This window comes from Klebsiella sp. C283 (assembly GCF_048822555.1).
GTDB classification, from domain to species: Bacteria; Pseudomonadota; Gammaproteobacteria; order Enterobacterales; family Enterobacteriaceae; genus Klebsiella; species Klebsiella quasipneumoniae.
This window is the reverse complement of sequence record NZ_JBMEZS010000012.1, coordinates 75,744-93,768: the sequence shown is the minus strand read 5'-3', so window position 1 is coordinate 93,768 and position 18,025 is coordinate 75,744. Positions and strand designations below refer to the sequence as shown.

Annotated in this window: 15 protein-coding genes and 1 pseudogene; 7 read left to right on the top strand and 9 right to left on the bottom strand. The window is 59.0% G+C overall.

Features of this window, described 5'->3' with window-relative positions:
* The gene (gene ppx, locus ACOI7Z_RS22500) at positions 1-1,533 is read left to right on the top strand and encodes an exopolyphosphatase (protein WP_004201914.1); all 1,533 of its coding nucleotides are present in this window, start codon (positions 1-3) and stop codon (positions 1,531-1,533) included.
* Positions 1,534-1,587: 54 nt separating this feature from the next.
* Here ppx and ACOI7Z_RS22495 read toward each other — a convergent pair whose 3' ends face one another.
* Positions 1,588-3,816 carry an EAL domain-containing protein gene (locus ACOI7Z_RS22495; protein WP_087848842.1) on the bottom strand — a complete coding sequence of 743 codons (2,229 nt, stop codon included), beginning with the start codon at positions 3,814-3,816 and terminating at the stop codon, positions 1,588-1,590.
* A 370-nt stretch (positions 3,817-4,186) separates the two neighbouring features.
* Between ACOI7Z_RS22495 and ACOI7Z_RS22490 the strand changes: the two genes are divergently transcribed.
* A complete protein-coding gene (locus ACOI7Z_RS22490; RefSeq protein WP_017900441.1) occupies positions 4,187-4,360 on the top strand; it encodes a YfgG family protein in 174 nt (57 codons plus the stop codon).
* Positions 4,361-4,456: 96 nt separating this feature from the next.
* Here ACOI7Z_RS22490 and ACOI7Z_RS22485 read toward each other — a convergent pair.
* Positions 4,457-5,369: pseudogene (locus tag ACOI7Z_RS22485) on the bottom strand (LysR family transcriptional regulator).
* A 73-nt stretch (positions 5,370-5,442) separates the two neighbouring features.
* On the opposite strand from ACOI7Z_RS22485, the gene ACOI7Z_RS22480 reads away from it, so the two are divergent.
* On the top strand, positions 5,443-6,624 hold the full coding sequence (locus tag ACOI7Z_RS22480; RefSeq protein ID WP_044524332.1) for an MFS transporter: 1,182 nt from the start codon (positions 5,443-5,445) through the stop codon (positions 6,622-6,624).
* Here the strand turns inward: ACOI7Z_RS22480 and ACOI7Z_RS22475 are convergent.
* A complete protein-coding gene (locus ACOI7Z_RS22475) occupies positions 6,621-7,346 on the bottom strand; it encodes an SDR family oxidoreductase (RefSeq protein WP_077255383.1) in 726 nt (241 codons plus the stop codon). The two genes, ACOI7Z_RS22480 and ACOI7Z_RS22475, sit on opposite strands and share 4 nt — an antisense overlap.
* 220 nt (positions 7,347-7,566) lie before the next feature.
* Between ACOI7Z_RS22475 and ACOI7Z_RS22470 the strand changes: the two genes are divergently transcribed.
* From ACOI7Z_RS22470 to ACOI7Z_RS22460, 3 genes are read left to right on the top strand one after another with little or no spacing between them, the layout of a single operon-like run.
* A complete protein-coding gene (locus tag ACOI7Z_RS22470; protein WP_087848840.1) occupies positions 7,567-8,028 on the top strand; it encodes a DUF6130 family protein in 462 nt (153 codons plus the stop codon).
* Between the two features lie 35 nt (positions 8,029-8,063).
* Positions 8,064-8,318 (top strand): YdgH/BhsA/McbA-like domain containing protein, encoded by a 255-nt coding sequence (locus ACOI7Z_RS22465; RefSeq protein ID WP_044524334.1) that lies wholly within the window; start codon positions 8,064-8,066, stop codon positions 8,316-8,318.
* A gap of 9 nt (positions 8,319-8,327) precedes the next feature.
* Positions 8,328-9,077, top strand: a complete 750-nt coding sequence (locus ACOI7Z_RS22460; protein ID WP_032453711.1) for an alpha/beta fold hydrolase — start codon at positions 8,328-8,330, stop codon at positions 9,075-9,077.
* Positions 9,078-9,138: 61 nt separating this feature from the next.
* Here ACOI7Z_RS22460 and guaA read toward each other — a convergent pair whose 3' ends face one another.
* Positions 9,139-10,716, bottom strand: a complete 1,578-nt coding sequence (gene guaA, locus ACOI7Z_RS22455; RefSeq protein WP_008803811.1) for a glutamine-hydrolyzing GMP synthase — start codon at positions 10,714-10,716, stop codon at positions 9,139-9,141.
* 67 nt (positions 10,717-10,783) lie between these two features.
* Positions 10,784-12,250 (bottom strand): IMP dehydrogenase, encoded by a 1,467-nt coding sequence (gene guaB, locus ACOI7Z_RS22450; RefSeq protein ID WP_004151980.1) that lies wholly within the window; start codon positions 12,248-12,250, stop codon positions 10,784-10,786.
* 158 nt (positions 12,251-12,408) lie between these two features.
* Here guaB and xseA point away from each other — a divergent pair, with 158 nt between their 5' ends.
* The gene (xseA, locus tag ACOI7Z_RS22445; protein WP_023290630.1) at positions 12,409-13,800 is read left to right on the top strand and encodes an exodeoxyribonuclease VII large subunit; all 1,392 of its coding nucleotides are present in this window, start codon (positions 12,409-12,411) and stop codon (positions 13,798-13,800) included.
* Here xseA and ACOI7Z_RS22440 read toward each other — a convergent pair.
* The 4 genes from ACOI7Z_RS22440 to bamB form a co-directional block, all read right to left on the bottom strand.
* Positions 13,784-14,002, bottom strand: a complete 219-nt coding sequence (locus ACOI7Z_RS22440) for a zinc ribbon domain-containing protein (protein ID WP_004201901.1) — start codon at positions 14,000-14,002, stop codon at positions 13,784-13,786. The two genes, xseA and ACOI7Z_RS22440, sit on opposite strands and share 17 nt — an antisense overlap.
* A gap of 49 nt (positions 14,003-14,051) precedes the next feature.
* Complete coding sequence (locus tag ACOI7Z_RS22435; protein ID WP_087848839.1) at positions 14,052-15,131, bottom strand: Gfo/Idh/MocA family oxidoreductase; 1,080 nt, start codon at positions 15,129-15,131, stop codon at positions 14,052-14,054.
* Between the two features lie 118 nt (positions 15,132-15,249).
* Positions 15,250-16,728, bottom strand: coding sequence for a ribosome biogenesis GTPase Der (gene der, locus ACOI7Z_RS22430; RefSeq protein WP_004144309.1), 1,479 nt, complete (start codon positions 16,726-16,728; stop codon positions 15,250-15,252).
* 113 nt (positions 16,729-16,841) lie between these two features.
* Positions 16,842-18,020 (bottom strand): outer membrane protein assembly factor BamB, encoded by a 1,179-nt coding sequence (gene bamB, locus ACOI7Z_RS22425; RefSeq protein ID WP_023290632.1) that lies wholly within the window; start codon positions 18,018-18,020, stop codon positions 16,842-16,844.
* Between the last annotated feature and the right edge of the window lie 5 nt (positions 18,021-18,025).

Below are 18,025 nucleotides of genomic sequence, written 5' to 3'. Positions count from 1 at the left end.
ATGCCAATAAACGAAAAAACCCCTCGACCGCAGGAGTTCGCTGCGGTTGACCTTGGTTCGAACAGTTTTCATATGGTGATCGCCCGTGTCGTCGACGGCGCCATGCAGATCATCGGACGCCTGAAACAGCGCGTACATCTGGCCGATGGCCTCGATGAAAACTCGGTGTTGAGCGAAGAAGCCATGACCCGCGGGCTGAACTGCCTGTCGCTGTTTGCCGAACGCCTGCAGGGATTTTCTCCCTCCAGCGTCTGCATCGTCGGGACGCATACGCTGCGTCAGGCGACCAATGCGGCGGAGTTTCTTAAACGCGCGGAAAAAGTGATCCCCTACCCGATCGAAATCATCTCCGGTAATGAAGAAGCGCGCCTGATATTTATGGGCGTGGAGCACACGCAGCCGGAGCGCGGCCGTAAGCTGGTGATTGATATCGGCGGCGGTTCGACTGAGCTGGTCATCGGTGAAGATTTTGAGCCCCGCCTGGTGGAAAGCCGCCGCATGGGGTGCGTGAGTTTCTCCCAGGCCTACTTTCCGGGCGGGACGATCAATAAGGAAAATTTTCAGCGCGCTCGCCTGGCGGCGGTGCAAAAGCTGGAAACCCTGGCCTGGCAGTTCCGTATTCAGGGCTGGACCGTGGCGCTGGGCGCCTCCGGCACCATTAAAGCCGCCCAGGAAGTGCTGGTGGCGATGGGCGAGAAGGACGGGTTTATTACGCCGGAACGCCTCGAAATGCTGGTCAGTGAGCTGCTGAAACATAAAAACTTCGACGCGCTCAGCCTGCCCGGCCTCTCGGAAGACCGTAAAGCGGTCTTTGCCCCGGGGCTGGCGATCCTGTGCGGCGTGTTTGACGCGTTAGCCATTAAAGAGCTTCGTCTGTCTGATGGCGCGCTGCGTGAAGGCGTGCTGTACGAAATGGAAGGCCGTTTCCGCCACCAGGATATTCGTAGCCGCACGGCGCAGAGTCTGGCGAATCAGTACAACATCGATCGCGAACAGGCGCGCCGGGTACTGGAAACCACCACCCTTATGCTGGAGCAGTGGCAGGAGCAGAATCCGAAGCTGGCCAATCCACACCTCGCGGCGCTGTTGAAGTGGGCGGTGATGCTCCATGAAGTGGGCCTGAATATTAACCACAGCGGTATGCACCGCCACTCGGCCTACATTCTGCAGAACAGCGACCTGCCGGGCTTCAACCAGGAGCAGCAGATGCTGATGGCCACGCTGGTGCGCTATCATCGCAAAGCGATAAAACTCGACGACCTGCCGCGCTTTACGCTATTCAGGAAAAAGCAGTTTCTGCCGCTGATCCAGCTGCTGCGCCTCGGCGTGCTGCTGAATAACCAGCGTCAGGCCACCACCACGCCGCCGACGCTACGGCTGCAGACGGAAGCTCACCACTGGACGCTGACCTTCCCGCACAACTGGTTTAGCCAGAATGCGCTGGTGCTGCTGGATCTGGAAAAAGAGCAGCAGTACTGGGAAGGTGTGCCGGAGTGGCTGCTGAAGATTGCGGAAGAAGAGCCAGACGCCTGATCGCCTCTGTGGATAGCATTCGAGCCGGGCCATCGCGCCCGGCTTTTTACCGCTTCAGGCGCTCATCCCCTCCGCCAGCTGCGCCAGAGGTACCGGAACGCCAATATCATAGCCCTGCATATAATCTATCCCCAGCGCGATGACCGCCTGGCGTATCTCCGGCGACTCGACATATTCGGCCACCACTTGCATGTTCTTCATCCGCGCCAGACGACAGATAGAGTCCACCACCTGGTAATCAAGACTGCTGGCGAGCAGATTGCGAATAAAGCTGCCGTCGATTTTAAGAATATCGACGTTCATCGTTTTTAACCGCGCATAGCTGGCGTAGCCGGTACCAAAATCATCGATCGCCACCCGGCAGCCCAGCGCCCGCAGACGCTCTAATGTCTGGCAAACCAGCTCGGGGTTGCTGAGCGCATAGTTTTCGGTCAACTCGAAGATAATCTGCCATGGCTCAATGTTATAGGCCTGCAGCAGGTTTTCCACCTCCTCGGGAAACTGACTGCGGCTCAGCGAGACCGGAGAGAGGTTGATCGCCAGCCGCAGACCGGGCAGCGCCCGCCGGTTGGCATCCATAAAGGCCAGGGTGTGATCAATGACCCACTGATCCACGCGCGTGGACAGCCCAAACTCGTGCGCCACCGGCAGGAACTCGTTTGGCCCCGTCAGCTCCCCCGACTCCCCTTTCATCCTTAACAACACTTCATGGTAGTTGTCGCCGCGAATGCCCTGGATAGGTTGCGCCATCAGGACAAAATGGTCTTGCTCCAGCGCCTTGAGGATGCGGTTCATCATCACCACTTTGTCTTTCAGATCCTGCTGGACATGCCCGGCGCCGCGGCGCTGCAAATTCTCCGGATGGCCGCTGGCCAGCGACATGTCGGCAATCGTGTTCAGCTCGCCAAGCAGCAAATACAGATGCTTCACCGGCGAGCGGACGTTGCAATAGCTCATGCCGATCCGCGGCTGCAGGGGGACCCCGTCCCAGTGAAAACGGAACTGTCGCAGGGAGCGCTCAATTAAATGAATGCGCGCCTGGTGCCCTTCGCTGTTGAGACGAAACACTAAATCGTGACCGGCAAGATGATATACCGCTTCGTTCGGCTGCAGCAGCGCACGCAGGTGATTCGCCAGCATTTGCTTATACTGAATGCGCAACAGCACCCCATAGTGGCGGCCCAGCAGCTCAAGCTCAGGAATACGCAAAAAACAGAGCGTCGACCAGCTCCCGCCGTTCAGCGCCCGGCTCAGCGCCCGCAGATTCGGCATATGTACCACCGGGTCGAGAAAGGCCATCTGTCGGACGCGGGCGTAGATCAGCCGCTGCTGTGTCGCCAGCATCGCCGTATAGGCGACAATAAACGAGAACACCAGATAGCTTGACGAGGTGATCGCCAGCTGAGTGTTATAACTTGGATAAATGGGTAAATAACGGTAATGAAAATGGATCACGGCGATCAGTACCGGCGTCCAGATCAGCGAGATAAAGCGATAGCCAAAACGCATCGCCCCCCACAGCATCACCGGCATCAGTAAGGATAATGTATAATTTGTACTAAATATAGTGCTGCTATCATTAAGCGGCATCAATAATAGCCCCAGCAGCAGGATTAATATCGCCACCCAGCTGATGATTTCAATTTTTTTTATTTTTGGATCAATTTGTAAGCGAACCTGAGAAATAAATCCGCGTAAATAAAAAGGGTTACGAATTACCCGCAGCAGTAAATAACATAAGGGCACGCCGGTCAGGCACCCTACCATCAGCGCCTGAAAGGTGATTAACGACCGTAAACTAAACGGCGAGACGCCGGTCATCTCCGTTGTGCGCGGATGCAGCCCCAGAAACTCGGCGATCTGCGACAGAATCAGAAAAATGACCGAAGGGAGCAGCATTTGCCAGAACAAACGATGCGGCATCAGTCTGACGTTACCGTGCGATACCTGCTGCCGTTGAGGAACAAAGATGCGGTATCCGCCCCAGCAGAGTACGCAGGGGATCAGAAAATGGAACAGTACGCCAAAGGCCTGTTCCGGCGTCATGCCCCGGGCCAGCGTAAGCAGCAGGCCAACGATAATACCGGGGATCGCCGCCCAGCCGAAAAACATCATCAGGCTGAGCACCAGCGCCAGGGGAAGATAATAAAGATAAACCATGTGACCATTCAGCATGGTATATGTATTCATCCCTCTGGCAAGGGGTAATAACAGCACAGGCAGGAGAAGCGGTAAGGCCCACCATTTGTCGCGATATTGTTGATAGTATTTTAATAAATTCATAGGTGCTCTACAGAGAGCCTCTGCTCCTGCGAGGCATATTCAGGCAGGCATCCAACCACCCCATGCTGACCGCATAAGTAATTACGATACGGTAACGTCCGCTGATTTTAGTGGCCAAGAGAATGAGGCTGTTGATATAAATCAACAAATGCTGACACCAACATTAATAAAACTTATTTTTTCACCTTTCCCTGGCTAATAAAGTGAGCATGTAAATACGCCGATTATCTTATATAACATTAATTAATGTTTTCACTGCCGCACTTTTACATCTGCATCAATTGACCCCACCTCGTTCCTGTGCCTTAATACCCCCATCGCCCATCTTCGGGTATACTTCAAGGAACCTTTTGTGAGTCAGGCACCCAGTATGCGTAAACGACATCGATTTAACCGTCGCATGACCCGTATCGTACTGCTTATCAGCTTTCTCTTCTTCTTTGGACGCTTTGTCTACTCCTCCATTGGCGCCTGGTACCATCACCAGGATAAAAAAGCGTCGCAGGAGTCAACGCTCACCGTCGAGCCTTCCGCCCGCGAGTAACCCGTTGAGCCCGTGCCGGGTGCGCCCCCAGCCGCAGTCAGAGACGCCCGTTTTCGAGACACTATTCCTGACGAGGCATGTGTTGACGCTGGCGATTTATAAGCGCACGGCCTGTAGCAGACGCAGCATTTCCGCCACTCCTTTGGTAATCACTTTATCCTGACGCATGACAACCGCCAGTTGACGGTACAGCGACGGGGCCAGAGAATGTACCGTTAAGCCACAGCGATCCTCCGCCTGCTCCACCGCCATGCGGGGCACAATACTGTAGCCCAGCCCGGCCCGCACCATGCGTTTGATCGCCTCGATGCTTCCCAGCTGCATCACCGGCGTAACCGCCAGGCCCGCCGAACGGAACCAGCGGTCAATCAGATCCCGCGTGCCGCTGCCCGCCTCGAAGGCAATGAGCGGCAGCGCCTGCAGCGCTTCAGGGGTGCACACCGCCGGGATCCCCGCCTCGTGGCTGGGATGAATGACCATGAACTCCTCGTCAACCACTGCGGTCACTGCCAGACTGCGCCCCTGCACGGGCAGGGTAACCAGTCCAAGATCGAGCCGGTTTTCCTCCACCGCCCGGACGATATCCAGCGTGTTGCCGGTGGTCACCCCCACCGTCAGCAGCGGATGCTGCTGACGAAGATGCTGCAGCAGCGGCGGAAGAAGATGAATGCAGGCCGTCGCGCCGGTCCCCAGCGTCAACGAGCCATTAACTTCCTGGCTAAATGCGCTGACCGACTGCACCGCGCTATTCACCGCCCGATCGATCTGCTCGCTGTGGGCCAGCAGCGCCATTCCCGCCGCCGTCGCCTTGATCCCACGCCCGGTGCGCTCCAGCAGCCGAGTCTGTAAAAATTGCTCCAGCTGACGCACCTGCAGGCTGACGGCAGGCTGGGAGATCCCCAGCGCGTCGGCGGCGGCGGAGAAGCTGCCGCGCTGTACGACCAGCCGGAAGGTCGCCAGGTTTCCCAGGTTCAGTGTTGTCATGCAAAGTTTCTCTTATACCGCGCATAAGGTGGCCGCTCTGCCAGAACAATAGCCTGCCGGGTATGCTCAGGACAACTGTCTTAACGGAATGAAAAACCATGGAAACACCGGCTATTCCCCGACGCCTCGCCTTCACGGCGGGCGCTCAGCAACTGATCAACTGGGGTATCTCTTTTTATATGCCCGGCACCTTTGCCGGGGCGATGTCGGCAGATACCGGCTGGTCATCCCCACAAATCTACTCAGGCCTGACGCTCGCCATGCTGGTGATGGCCACCCTCTCGCCGTTTGTCGCCCGGCTGCTGTCGCGTGCTGGCGGGCAACGCGTGGTGATGGCAGGCTCCCTGCTGCTCGCCGTCGGTTGTCTGCTTATGGCTGACGCACACTCGCTTGTCGCCTGGTACAGCGCCTGGCTGTTGACCGGCATCGGCATGCGTTTGTCGCTGTATGACGCGCTGTTTGCCGCGCTGGTTAATCTCTACGGCAAGCAGGCGCGACGGACGATCTCCCGCATAACCCTGACGGGTGGGCTGGCCTCGGTGGTGTTCTGGCCGCTGGGGGAGGCTCTGCTCGCGGCCATGAGCTGGCGGGAAGCACTGCTGATCTATGCCCTGTTCGGCTTGCTAAGCGCCGCGTTAACCCTGTCGCTACCCAATAAAACAGGCTTTATCGTCAATAAACCCGCCGCCCCTGCCGCGGTACGGGATCGGCGAAACGGCTGGCTGTACGCCGCGTTTATCGCGCTGATCACCTTTGTCTCTAATGGCACTTCCACCCATCTGCCGGAATTTATCATAAGCGTCGGTCTGCCGGTTGCCGTCGGCATGTTATGGGGCGTTGGACAGACTGGTGCACGGTTTCTGGAGGTGGTGGCCGGGGCGGGGCTCACCCCGCTTCGCCTGACGCTGCTTACCGCGCTGGCTATGCCGGTGTGCTTTATGCTCGGCCTGAGTAGCTCGCTTTTTCTCTGGTCAGCCGCCGGTTTTGTGCTGGGCTACGGGGCGATTAACGGGCTGGTGACCATCGTCAAAGCCACGCTGCCGCTGCAGTTGTTTGCCCCTGAAGCGTACGCCAGACGCACCGGGGTGCTGCTGATCCCGGCCCAGCTGATGGCGGCGGCCTCCCCGCTGGCCTATGCGTGGCTGAACCGGGCTTTAGGGACGATCGGGGCGATGTGGCTGTCGTGGGGGTTAACGCTGCTGATTGCCGTACTGGCGGTGGCTATCGTCAAGGGGCAGGCATCGCACCAGGCTGAGGGTATCCCTGCCCTTAGCGACTAGAGCACAAAGCCGCCGTCGATGGTCAGGCTTGTACCCGTCATGTAGCCGGACGATTCACCGGCAAGCCAGGCCGCCAGCGAGGCGATTTCGTCCGGTTCGCCCATACGCTGCAAGGGAATGCGCCCGACGATCTGCTCCGCCATTCCGGCAGTCATATCGGTGGCGATGGGCCCCGGCTGGATGTTGTTAATCGTGATGCGCCGTGGCGCCAGATCCAGCGCAAGGTTCTGCACCATTGAGGCGACAGCCGCTTTACTCATGGCATACACGCTACTGCCCACATGGCCGGTACGCACCGCGGTATTACTGCCGATGGTGATCACACGCCCCCCTTCCGCCATCGGCTTAACCGCCGCCTGAATGGCAAGGAAGACACCACGCACGTTGACGGCCAGGGTGGTATCCAGATCGTCCAGCGAATAGGCCTCAAGGGTACCGAGACGCAGCACGCCCGCATTTACCACCGCGACATCCAGCCTGCCGTAGTGCCGTAATGTCTTATCCACCGCGGCCTGGATAGCCCTGGGGTCTGCGCTGTCGGCTTCAATGGCTATCGCCTGACCGCCCCGTTGCTCAATCGTTGATACCAGCGCCTGCGCCCGATCCGGGCGTGATACCCAGGTGATGGCAACCCGATAGCCCTCGTGCGCCAGTCGCGCCGCAATGGCCGCCCCGATACCGCGCGCGCCGCCGAAAATCAACGCTACCTTTTCGTGATTCATGATGGTCATTCTCCTGTTTGCTGTAGCACCCACCCGGGTGCCTCTGCAGACACCATGCCAGCAGATACAGCCCTTCGCATGCGCGGAATGTATCGCACTGTATCCACGCCGCCCTGCTTACGCAGCCATACAAAAAAGCCGCCCACAGCAAACAGACCCGATACATAAAAATGGTTTTATGAGGCTGTCGCCATTGATGACCCGATGAGGAGATACCCCGATGATACGTCCACATTTACTCTTCACGCTGTTCGCGCTGACATCAGGCTGCGCCTGGGCTGCACCGCTTAGCGGACTCAGCGCCGCGGATGTTAACGGCCCCGCCGCCGTTGCACCGCCCGAACAGCCCCTGCCACCGGCAACACTGATTGTGGATCCGCCGCTGGCGGGCCCGCTGAGTAAAGGTGCGGTCTTTATTCAATACCGCGCCGAGAACATGCGTATTGAACCGGTGTTCGGGCCCGAGGCGCTGAAAGTGGCGCCGCGCATCGGCCATATCCACGTCATCGTGGATGACAACCCCTGGCACTGGGCCGACGCCAGCGGCGAGCCGGTTATTCTGGTGGGCCTGCCTGCCGGTCATCACAAGGTTACCCTTATTCTCGCCGATCCAACCCATAAACCTGTTGATCGCAAGACCGTCGAATTCATCGTACCGCCGCATGCTGCGGTTATGCACTGAACGCCACCAGTCACTTATTTTTGAGGATCTTAACCATGAAAGCATTACTGATTGCTGTTCTGACCTTCTCCGCCGCAATGGCGTCTTCCGCTTTCGCTGCCCGGGAAATTAACCAGCCTCAGGGGCTGCAAAAAATTGGCACCGTTTCCGACAGCAGCGGCGCAACGTCGCTGGCGGATCTGGAGGCGAAACTGCAGGCCAAAGCCGTTAAAGCGGGCGCCGGTGCGTTTCGCATTACCTCCGCCGGGGGGAACAACACCCTGTCGGGCACCGCAGATATTTACCGTTGAGGCGTCACCATGAAAAAACAGTCTCTTCATACCTTCGCGGTGGGCCTGCTGCTGGCCGCCGCCAGCGGTACCGCACTGGCGAGTAGCAATAAAACCGTGGTGCTGGTGCACGGCGCTTTTGCCGACGGCAGCAGCTGGAACCAGGTGATCGACAGACTGCAACGCCAGCATACCGAGGTCATTGCCGTTCAGCTGCCGCTCAACTCGCTGAAAGAGGATGTCGCCGCAACCCAGCGCGCCATCGCCCGGGCCCACGGGGATGTGGTGCTGGTAGGCCACTCCTGGGGCGGGACGGTGATCAGCGAGGCGGGTAACGCTGCGCGGGTCAAATCGCTGGTTTACGTGGCGGCGTTTGCCCCGGACTCGGGCCAGTCGACGGCGGATCTGGCGGGGAGCTACCCTGCCCCACCGGGCAGCGCAGGTATTGCTAAAACCGCAGAGGGTTTTCTCTGGTTACCTGAAAAATCGGTACGCCAGGACTTTGCGCCAGATATTAAGGCTGCTGAGCAAAACAGGCTGATCGCCACCCAGGGCCCGATCCGCGCGGAGGCCTTTACCGAAAAGGTCACGCATGCGGCCTGGCATGATAAGCCGAGCTGGTATGTGGTCAGCAAGAATGACCGGATGATCAATCCGGATCTGGAGCGTTCGATGGCGAAGGCGATTGATGCGAAAACCACTGAGGTGGCGGCAAGCCATGTGTCGATGGTGAGCCAACCGGAGGAGATTGCCCGGGTGATTGAGCAAGCGGTGAAATGAGACAGGCAATAAAAAGCCCGCAGGATGCGGGCTTAAATCAAAAACGATTAACGGGCGGGCGTTATTCCCACTCGATCGTTGCTGGCGGCTTACCGCTAATGTCATACACCACGCGGGAGATACCGTTCACTTCATTGATAATGCGGTTAGAGACGCGGCCGAGGAAATCATACGGCAGGTGCGCCCAGTGCGCGGTCATGAAATCGATGGTTTCCACCGCACGCAGGGAAACAACCCAGTCGTACTTACGGCCATCGCCCATCACGCCGACGGAGCGAACCGGCAGGAACACGGTGAACGCCTGGCTCACTTTGTTGTACAGATCGGCTTTGTGCAGCTCTTCGATGAAGATAGCGTCCGCGCGACGCAGCAGGTCGCAGTACTCTTTCTTCACTTCGCCCAGCACGCGCACGCCAAGGCCCGGGCCCGGGAACGGGTGACGGTAGAGCATGTCGTACGGCAGACCCAGCTCCAGACCGATCTTACGCACTTCGTCTTTGAACAGCTCGCGCAGCGGCTCAACCAGCCCCATCTTCATCTCTTTCGGCAGGCCGCCCACGTTGTGGTGAGATTTGATGACGTGCGCTTTACCGGTAGCGGAAGCGGCAGATTCGATAACGTCAGGGTAGATGGTGCCCTGCGCCAGCCATTTGACGTCGTCCAGCTTCAGCGCTTCTTCGTCGAACACTTCCACGAAGACGCGGCCGATAATCTTACGTTTCGCTTCCGGATCGTTCTCGCCTTTCAGCGCGTCGAGGAAGCGCTGCTCGCCTTCGACGTGAACAATGTTCAGGCCAAAGTGGTCGCCGAACATGTCCATCACCTGCTGGGCTTCGTTCAGACGCAGGAGACCGTTATCCACGAATACGCAGGTCAGGTTTTTGCCGATGGCGCGGTGCAGCAGCATCGCGGTCACCGAAGAGTCCACGCCGCCGGAGAGGCCGAGGATCACTTTGTCATCGCCAACTTGCTGGCGGATACGCTCAACGGCGTCGTCGATGATTTTCGCCGGGGTCCACAGGGCTTCGCACTGGCAGATGTCGCGCACGAAGCGCTCCAGCATACGCATCCCCTGGCGGGTATGGGTCACTTCCGGGTGGAACTGCACGCCGTAGAAGCGTTTTTCTTCGTTGGCCATAATGGCGAACGGGCAGTTGTCGGTGCTGGCGACGGTGACGAAGTCAGACGGGATGGCGGTGACTTTGTCGCCGTGGCTCATCCACACGTCCAGCAACGGTTTGCCGTCCGCGGTCAGAGAGTCCTCGATACCGCGCACCAGCGCGCTGTCGTTAACCACTTCAACCTGCGCGTAGCCAAACTCACGCTCGTTAGAGCCCTCTACATGGCCGCCCAACTGCATCGCCATGGTCTGCATACCGTAGCAGACGCCAAATACCGGCACGCCGGCTTCGAACACATACTGCGGCGCGCGCGGGCTGTTCTCTTCGGTGGTGCTTTCCGGGCCGCCGGAAAGAATGATGCCGCTTGGATTAAATTCGCGGATCTGTGCTTCCGTGACATCCCATGCCCACAGCTCACAGTAGACGCCCAGCTCACGCACGCGACGCGCCACCAGCTGAGTATACTGTGACCCGAAGTCGAGAATGAGAATGCGATGTTTATGAATGTTTTCCGTCATTGACGCTAATTCCGAGGCAAGTGAAACAGAGTAAATAAATCGCCCGACGCAAGGTCGGGCGAAGAAATCAGGAGCCCAGACGGTAGTTCGGGGACTCTTTGGTGATGGTCACGTCGTGAACGTGGCTTTCCTGAATGCCCGCACCGCTGATGCGTACGAATTCAGCTTTGGTACGCAGCAGGTCAATGGTACCACAGCCGGTCAGACCCATACAGGAGCGCAGGCCGCCCATCTGCTGGTGAATGATCTCTTTCAGGCGGCCTTTATAGGCCACGCGGCCTTCGATACCTTCCGGCACCAGTTTGTCAGCGGCGTTATCGCTCTGGAAGTAGCGGTCAGAAGAGCCTTTTGACATCGCGCCGAGGGAGCCCATCCCGCGATAGGATTTGTAAGAGCGCCCCTGGTAGAGTTCGATTTCGCCCGGGGATTCTTCGGTACCGGCCAGCATGGAGCCGACCATTACTGCCGCCGCACCGGCCGCGATCGCTTTAGCGATGTCGCCGGAGAAACGGATACCGCCGTCGGCGATAACCGGAATACCGGTGCCTTCCAGCGCTTCCACCGCGTCGGAAACGGCGGTGATCTGCGGCACACCTACGCCGGTCACGATACGGGTCGTACAGATGGAGCCCGGGCCGATGCCCACTTTCACCGCGCTGCAACCGGCTTCCGCCAGCGCGCGCGCGCCTGCGCCAGTGGCGACGTTGCCGCCGATGATCTGCAGGTCCGGGTATTTCGCGCGCGTTTCACGAATACGTTGCAGAACGCCTTCGGAGTGGCCGTGAGAGGAGTCGATCAGCAGGACGTCAACGCCCGCAGCCACCAGCGCGTCAACGCGCTCTTCGTTGCCCGCGCCGGCGCCGACCGCAGCGCCTACGCGCAGACGGCCCTGCTCATCTTTACAGGCATTCGGTTTACGTTCCGCTTTCTGGAAGTCTTTTACGGTGATCATCCCGCGCAGGTGGAAGCTCTCATCCACAACCAGCGCCTTCTCAACGCGTTTTTCGTGCATCTTCGCAAAGACTACTTCACGGCTTTCGCCTTCACGAACGGTAACCAGACGCTCTTTCGGGGTCATGTAGACACTGACCGGCTGGTTCAGATCGGTGACGAAACGCACGTCGCGGCCAGTGATGATGCCGACCAGCTCGTTCTCTTCGGTAACCACCGGGTAGCCGGCGAAGCCGTTACGCTCGGTCAGCTCTTTCACTTCACGCAGGGTGGTGGTCGGCAGAACGGTCTGCGGGTCGGTGACCACGCCGGACTCATGTTTCTTCACGCGGCGAACTTCTTCCGCCTGGCGCTCGATGGACATGTTTTTGTGAATAAAGCCGATGCCGCCTTCCTGTGCCAGGGCAATAGCCAGACGCGCTTCCGTTACGGTATCCATGGCTGCGGAGAGCATAGGAATATTCAGACGAATGGTTTTCGTCAGCTGAGTGCTGAGATCGGCTGTATTCGGCAGAACGGTAGAATGAGCGGGAACGAGGAGGACGTCGTCAAACGTCAGGGCTTCTTTAGCGATACGTAGCATGGGCAATATCTCGACCAGGGTGGATAAATATTGCCGTGGCATTATACAGAGCGTAACCGATTGCATCTACCCTTTTTTGCAAATAATACTTGCCATCCCCTCTGAGCGCGTTACTATCGACTGAATAACCTGCTGATTTAAAGTTTGATCTTGCTCACATGTTACCCTCTCAATCCCCCGCAATTTTTACCGTTAGCCGCCTCAATCAGACGGTGCGTCTGCTGCTTGAGCGCGAAATGGGCCAGGTCTGGATCAGCGGCGAGATCTCTAACTTCAGCCAGCCTTCTTCCGGCCACTGGTACTTCACCTTAAAAGACGATAACGCCCAGGTGCGCTGCGCGATGTTCCGCAACAGCAACCGCCGGGTCACGTTTCGCCCACAGCATGGGCAGCAGGTGCTGGTTCGCGCCAACATCACCCTGTATGAGCCGCGCGGCGACTACCAGATTATCGTCGAAAGCATGCAGCCCGCCGGCGAAGGGTTGCTGCAGCAGAAGTATGAGCAGCTGAAAGCGCAGTTAACCGCGGAAGGGCTGTTCGATCAAAAACATAAGCAGGCGCTCCCCTCCCCCGCCCGCTGCGTCGGGGTCATCACCTCGAAAACCGGCGCCGCGCTGCACGATATTCTTCATGTCCTCAGACGCCGCGACCCCGGGCTGCCAGTGATCGTCTACCCGACCGCGGTCCAGGGTGACGATGCCCCCGGGCAGATTGTGCGCGCCATCGCGCTGGCGAACGCGCGTCAGGAGTGTGACGTGCTGATTGTCGGACGCGGCGGCGGTTCGCTGGAGGATCTGTGGAGTTTTAACGATGAGCGGGTGGCGCGCGCTATTTTCGCCAGCCAGATCCCTATCGTCAGCGCCGTCGGCCATGAAACCGACGTCACTATCGCTGATTTTGTTGCCGACCTGCGAGCGCCGACCCCTTCTGCCGCCGCGGAGATCGTCAGCCGTAATCAGCAGGAGCTGCTGCGACAGCTACAGGCCGGGCAGCAGCGGCTGGAGATGGCGATGGACTATTTCCTCGCCAGTCGCCAGCGCCGTTTTACCCAGTTGTTCCATCGTCTGCAGCAGCAGCACCCGCAGCTGCGGCTGGCCCGCCAGCAGACCGCACTGGAACGCCTGCGCCAGCGGATGCGCATCGCCGTGGAATCGCAGCTTAAACGCGCCGAGCAGCGGCAAAAGCGCACTGTTCAGCGCCTGAATCACTATAACCCGCAGCCGCGTATCCACCGGGCGCAATCGCGCGTCCAGCAGCTGGAATACCGGCTGGCGGAAACGATGCGTAGCCGCCTCAGCGAGCGGCGTGAACGGTTTGGTCACGCGGTGACCCATCTGGAGGCGGTGAGTCCCTTAGCCACCCTGGCGCGCGGCTATAGCGTCACTTCGGTGAGCGACGGCACGGTGTTGAAGCAGACAAAACAGGTCAAAACCGGCGATCTGCTCACCACCCGCCTGAAAGACGGCTGGGTCGAAAGCGAAGTGAGGCAGATTGCGCCGGTGAAAAAAACGCGGGCCAGAAAGCCATCGCCGCCTAAACCAGCGGAATAAACTCCACCCGTTTTTTCGAGATCAGGCCGTGCCCGTGCTGGCAAAAGTAATCCACCGCGCCGCACGCCTTCAGCACCTCCAGCGGCTGGTGGCATTCCGGGCAGCGCGCCTCAAGGGCAAATACCCTTTCGCACTGAGCGCAATGCGCGCTGCTGCCTTTGACATCTAACGGCGCGTGGCACAGAGGGCAATCAAGTTCCATAACCATTCCTTTCAACGTTTATCTGCACCTATTTTATCATGTTCCGGGTTTAATGAGGGCCGCGTAATTGCTGCTGCAACCTGAGCAGCCATTCCACTTCCTCAAGCCGACGCCGCGTCAGCCCGGCCACGCTTTCGGGCGCCCGGGTAAACACATTCTCCGCGCCAAGGATCTGCTCATCGAGACAGTGCGCATAGATCGCTCCGGGTCGGGTCCAGCGCTGGATCCGCTCGCCGTCCTGTAGCGTCGCCACCTCGCCATCAAGGGCGCGATCGAGGGCAAGCAGTCGCCCGTCCCGCAGCCCTATCCGCATTCCCTTTTGCCCGCCCGCGGGACCGGCATATTTGTTAAGCCAGATATTCAGCGGGATATCGCCCAGGCGTCCCTGCAGATGCGCCTCTCCCTCGGCAGTGACCGTATCCCCATGAGCAATATCTCGGCCGAGACGGTCTTTCGCCGCCCGAACGGCGAGGTCCAGCGTCACAGCGCCTCCGCAGCCGAGCAGCGTTTCCCGCAGCATCGCCAGGACATGGGTACCGATATCGAGGATCACGCCGTCAGGATGACGCAGCCGCCGGGTATCCAACTCGCCGGTGGCGAAGTTAAGCGCGACCGGTTCTCCGGCAGCGTTAAAGCCGCTTGGCTCCTGCAAATAGCCTTCTATCCAGGCGATATCCTGCGCTGAAAGGTGCGGCGGCGGCAGGCCTCTGGCCTCCTCTTCCGCCTGCCACGGCGGAGCAAGAGCGTTCAGGGCTAACCCACGCGCCATCCAGTGGTCGAGGGCCAGCACCCGACCGGCCTCCCCCGCCGGCGCCAGCAGCGCCCGCAGCCGCGCGGCCTGCTCAAGGTTGGCCACTATCGGTTTCTCCACCACGATGCGGGGAATGGCGCTGGCTAACGCCCTCTCCAGCACGGGCAGGTGCTGGAGGGACGACGTGGTGATGAAGAGCGTATCCAGGGGTTTGGCCAGCAACGCCGACAGCGAACTGCAGCGCTGGATCCCCGGCAGCGCTCTGCTGCTGTCCAGGTCATAGCCCTGGCAGCTGTCAATACGGTATCCGAGGCGATGCAGCGCGGGTAAATAGGCGGTTTCCACCACCGCGCCGAGGCCGATAAATCCAATTTGCATGTTTAGTTCACCCCTGAGCCGCTCTGTTCCCGGCGAAGTATCGCGGGATTATGGCGGATGGTTTTGACATTTACCGGCATGGCGGCCACAAAAAAACCCGCCGAAGCGGGTTTAATGATTATTTGCTTTTCTTGATGTGCTTGATCAGGCGCTTACGTTTCCGCATCTGGTTCGGCGTCAGGGTGTTGCGCTTGTTGGCGAACGGGTTTTCCCCTTCCTTGAACTGGATACGGATTGGCGTACCCATCACGTCCAGGGATTTACGGAAATAGTTCATCAGATAGCGCTTGTAGGAATCCGGCAGATCCTTCACCTGGTTACCGTGGATCACCACGATAGGCGGGTTGTAGCCCCCGGCGTGGGCATATTTCAGCTTCACGCGACGGCCGCGAACCAGCGGTGGCTGATGATCTTCCGCCGCCATGTTCATGATCCGGGTGAGCATCGCGGTGCTTACGCGGCGGGTTGCGCTATCGTAGGCTTCACGTACCGATTCAAACAGGTTGCCGACGCCGCTGCCGTGCAGGGCAGAGATGAAGTGCACCCGGGCAAAGTCGATAAAGCCCAGACGATAGTCGAGGGTCTCTTTCACCTGCTCCTTCACTTCCTGGCTTAGGCCGTCCCATTTGTTGACGACGATCACCAGGGAGCGGCCGCTGTTGAGGATAAAGCCCAGCAGCGACAGATCCTGATCGGAGATGCCTTCGCGGGCATCAATCACCAGCAGCACGACGTTGGCGTCTTCAATCGCCTGCAGCGTCTTGATGACCGAGAATTTCTCCACCACGTCAGTAATTTTGCCGCGCTTGCGCACCCCGGCGGTATCGATGAGCACGTATTCGCGCTCGTCACGCTGCATCGGGATGTAAATGCTGTCGCGGGTGGTGCCCGGCATATCGTAGACCACCACGCGATCTTCGCCGAGGATGCGGTTGGTGAGCGTCGATTTACCGACGTTAGGACGTCCGACAATCGCCAGCTTGATCGGCAGATCCTGCGGATTGAAATCGTCTTCCGGTTCTTCTTCCGCTTCACCATTCTGCTCAGCTTCGAATTTTGCCCAGTATTCGGCGTCTTCATCCACTTCTTCCTGAGGATTAACCTCATCGACCCATGGCAGCAGGGCCTGCTCAAGCAGGCTGGTCACGCCGCGGCCGTGCGAAGCGGCAATAGGATAGATATCGCCCAGGCCGAGCGACCAGAAGTCCGCCATCGCCTGGTCGACGTCGATGCCGTCGGTTTTGTTAGCCACCAGGAAGGTGGGCTTTTCACGAGAGCGCAGGTGTTTAGCGATCGCGATGTCCGCCGGCATCAGGCCCGCGCGCGCATCGACCATAAACAGCACCACATCGGCCTCTTCGATTGCCAGCAGCGACTGCTCCGCCATCCGGGTTTCCACGCCCTCTTCCGTACCATCAATACCACCGGTATCGATACAGATGAATTCGCGGCCTTCGACTTCGGCCCGACCGTACTTACGGTCACGAGTCAGCCCCGGGAAATCCGCAACCAGCGCATCACGAGTGCGCGTCAGGCGGTTAAAGAGCGTGGATTTTCCAACGTTAGGGCGCCCGACAAGCGCGACCACAGGTATCATGTTAAATGCCTCATACAATCACTAAGCAACATCGTCATAACGACGTTTTTAAAAAAGTCAAAACGGCCCCTGTCTGCCAGGGGCCGTTTCTTAATCACTCACGACAGCGGTAATTAACGCGTAATCGCGTACAGCGTACCGTCTTTCGCCTGGATCAGCAGTCGACCATCGGCCACAACCGGGTCGGTCAGGAAACCGGAGCTGTCCACTTTCTGCTGCGCCACAAAATGGCCATCTTCCGGGTTCACCCAGTGCATATAGCCTTCGCTATCGCCGACCACCAGATTGCCATTATACAACACCGGCGCGGTCAGCAAACGGTGCAGCAGATCGCTTTGTGTCCACAGGGTCACGCCGCCATCGGTAGTCAGCGCCAGCAGGCGGTCATTCTGGTCAACCAGATAGATACGGTTGCCATCGACGATGAAATCATTCACCGAACCCAGCTCGCGTTTCCACATAATCTGGCCGCTGCGCAGATCCAGCGCGGTCAGGTTACCGTTGTAAGCCAGCGCATAGACAACGCCGTTGACGATAATCGGCGTGGTGTCGACGTCGCTCAGACGGTCGATTTCCGTCGGCCCGGTGGCCGTGGAAATACGCTGCTGCCAAATCATCTGCCCCTGCTGCATCAATACCGCGCTGACGCGGCCATTGTCGCCGCCCACGATCGCCGCGCCGTAGGCGGTGGCCGGAGCGGATTCGCCGCGCAGGGAGAGCGCAGGCATATCCAGGTTAACCGTCCACTTCACGGCGCCATCGGTCTCATTCAGCGCCTGCAGCTGGCCGTTACTGGTGTGGACCAGCACCATGCCATCGCTCACCACCGGGCGCGACAGCGCTTCGCCGGCGACGCGGGTTTGCCAGGCCACGGTACCATCGCTGGTATTCAGCGCATACAGCTGCGCTTTCTCACTGCCGATATAAACATGGCCGCCCGAGACGGTCACACCGCCGGAAAGCAGCGCCGGGGTGCGCGAGAACCAGCCATCTTTCTCCGCCAGATTCACCGACCACACCTCTTTGCCGTCGTCAGCGCTCAGCGCTTTGACGGTGCCTTTACGGTCAGCGGCATAGACTACGCCGTCGGCGAAGGCCGGATGAAGGTTAGAGTAAAATTCGCCGATACCATCGCCAACCGAGGTGCTCCAGGACGTGGACGGCGTAAACTGGTTTTCTACCGTCGGCAGCGGTGACATTTTCACCACATCTTCTTCGCTATTAAACAGCGAACACCCGCTCAGCAAGGTAACGGAAAGCAGCCCTGGCAAAAGTAATTTACGCAATTGCATCGAGT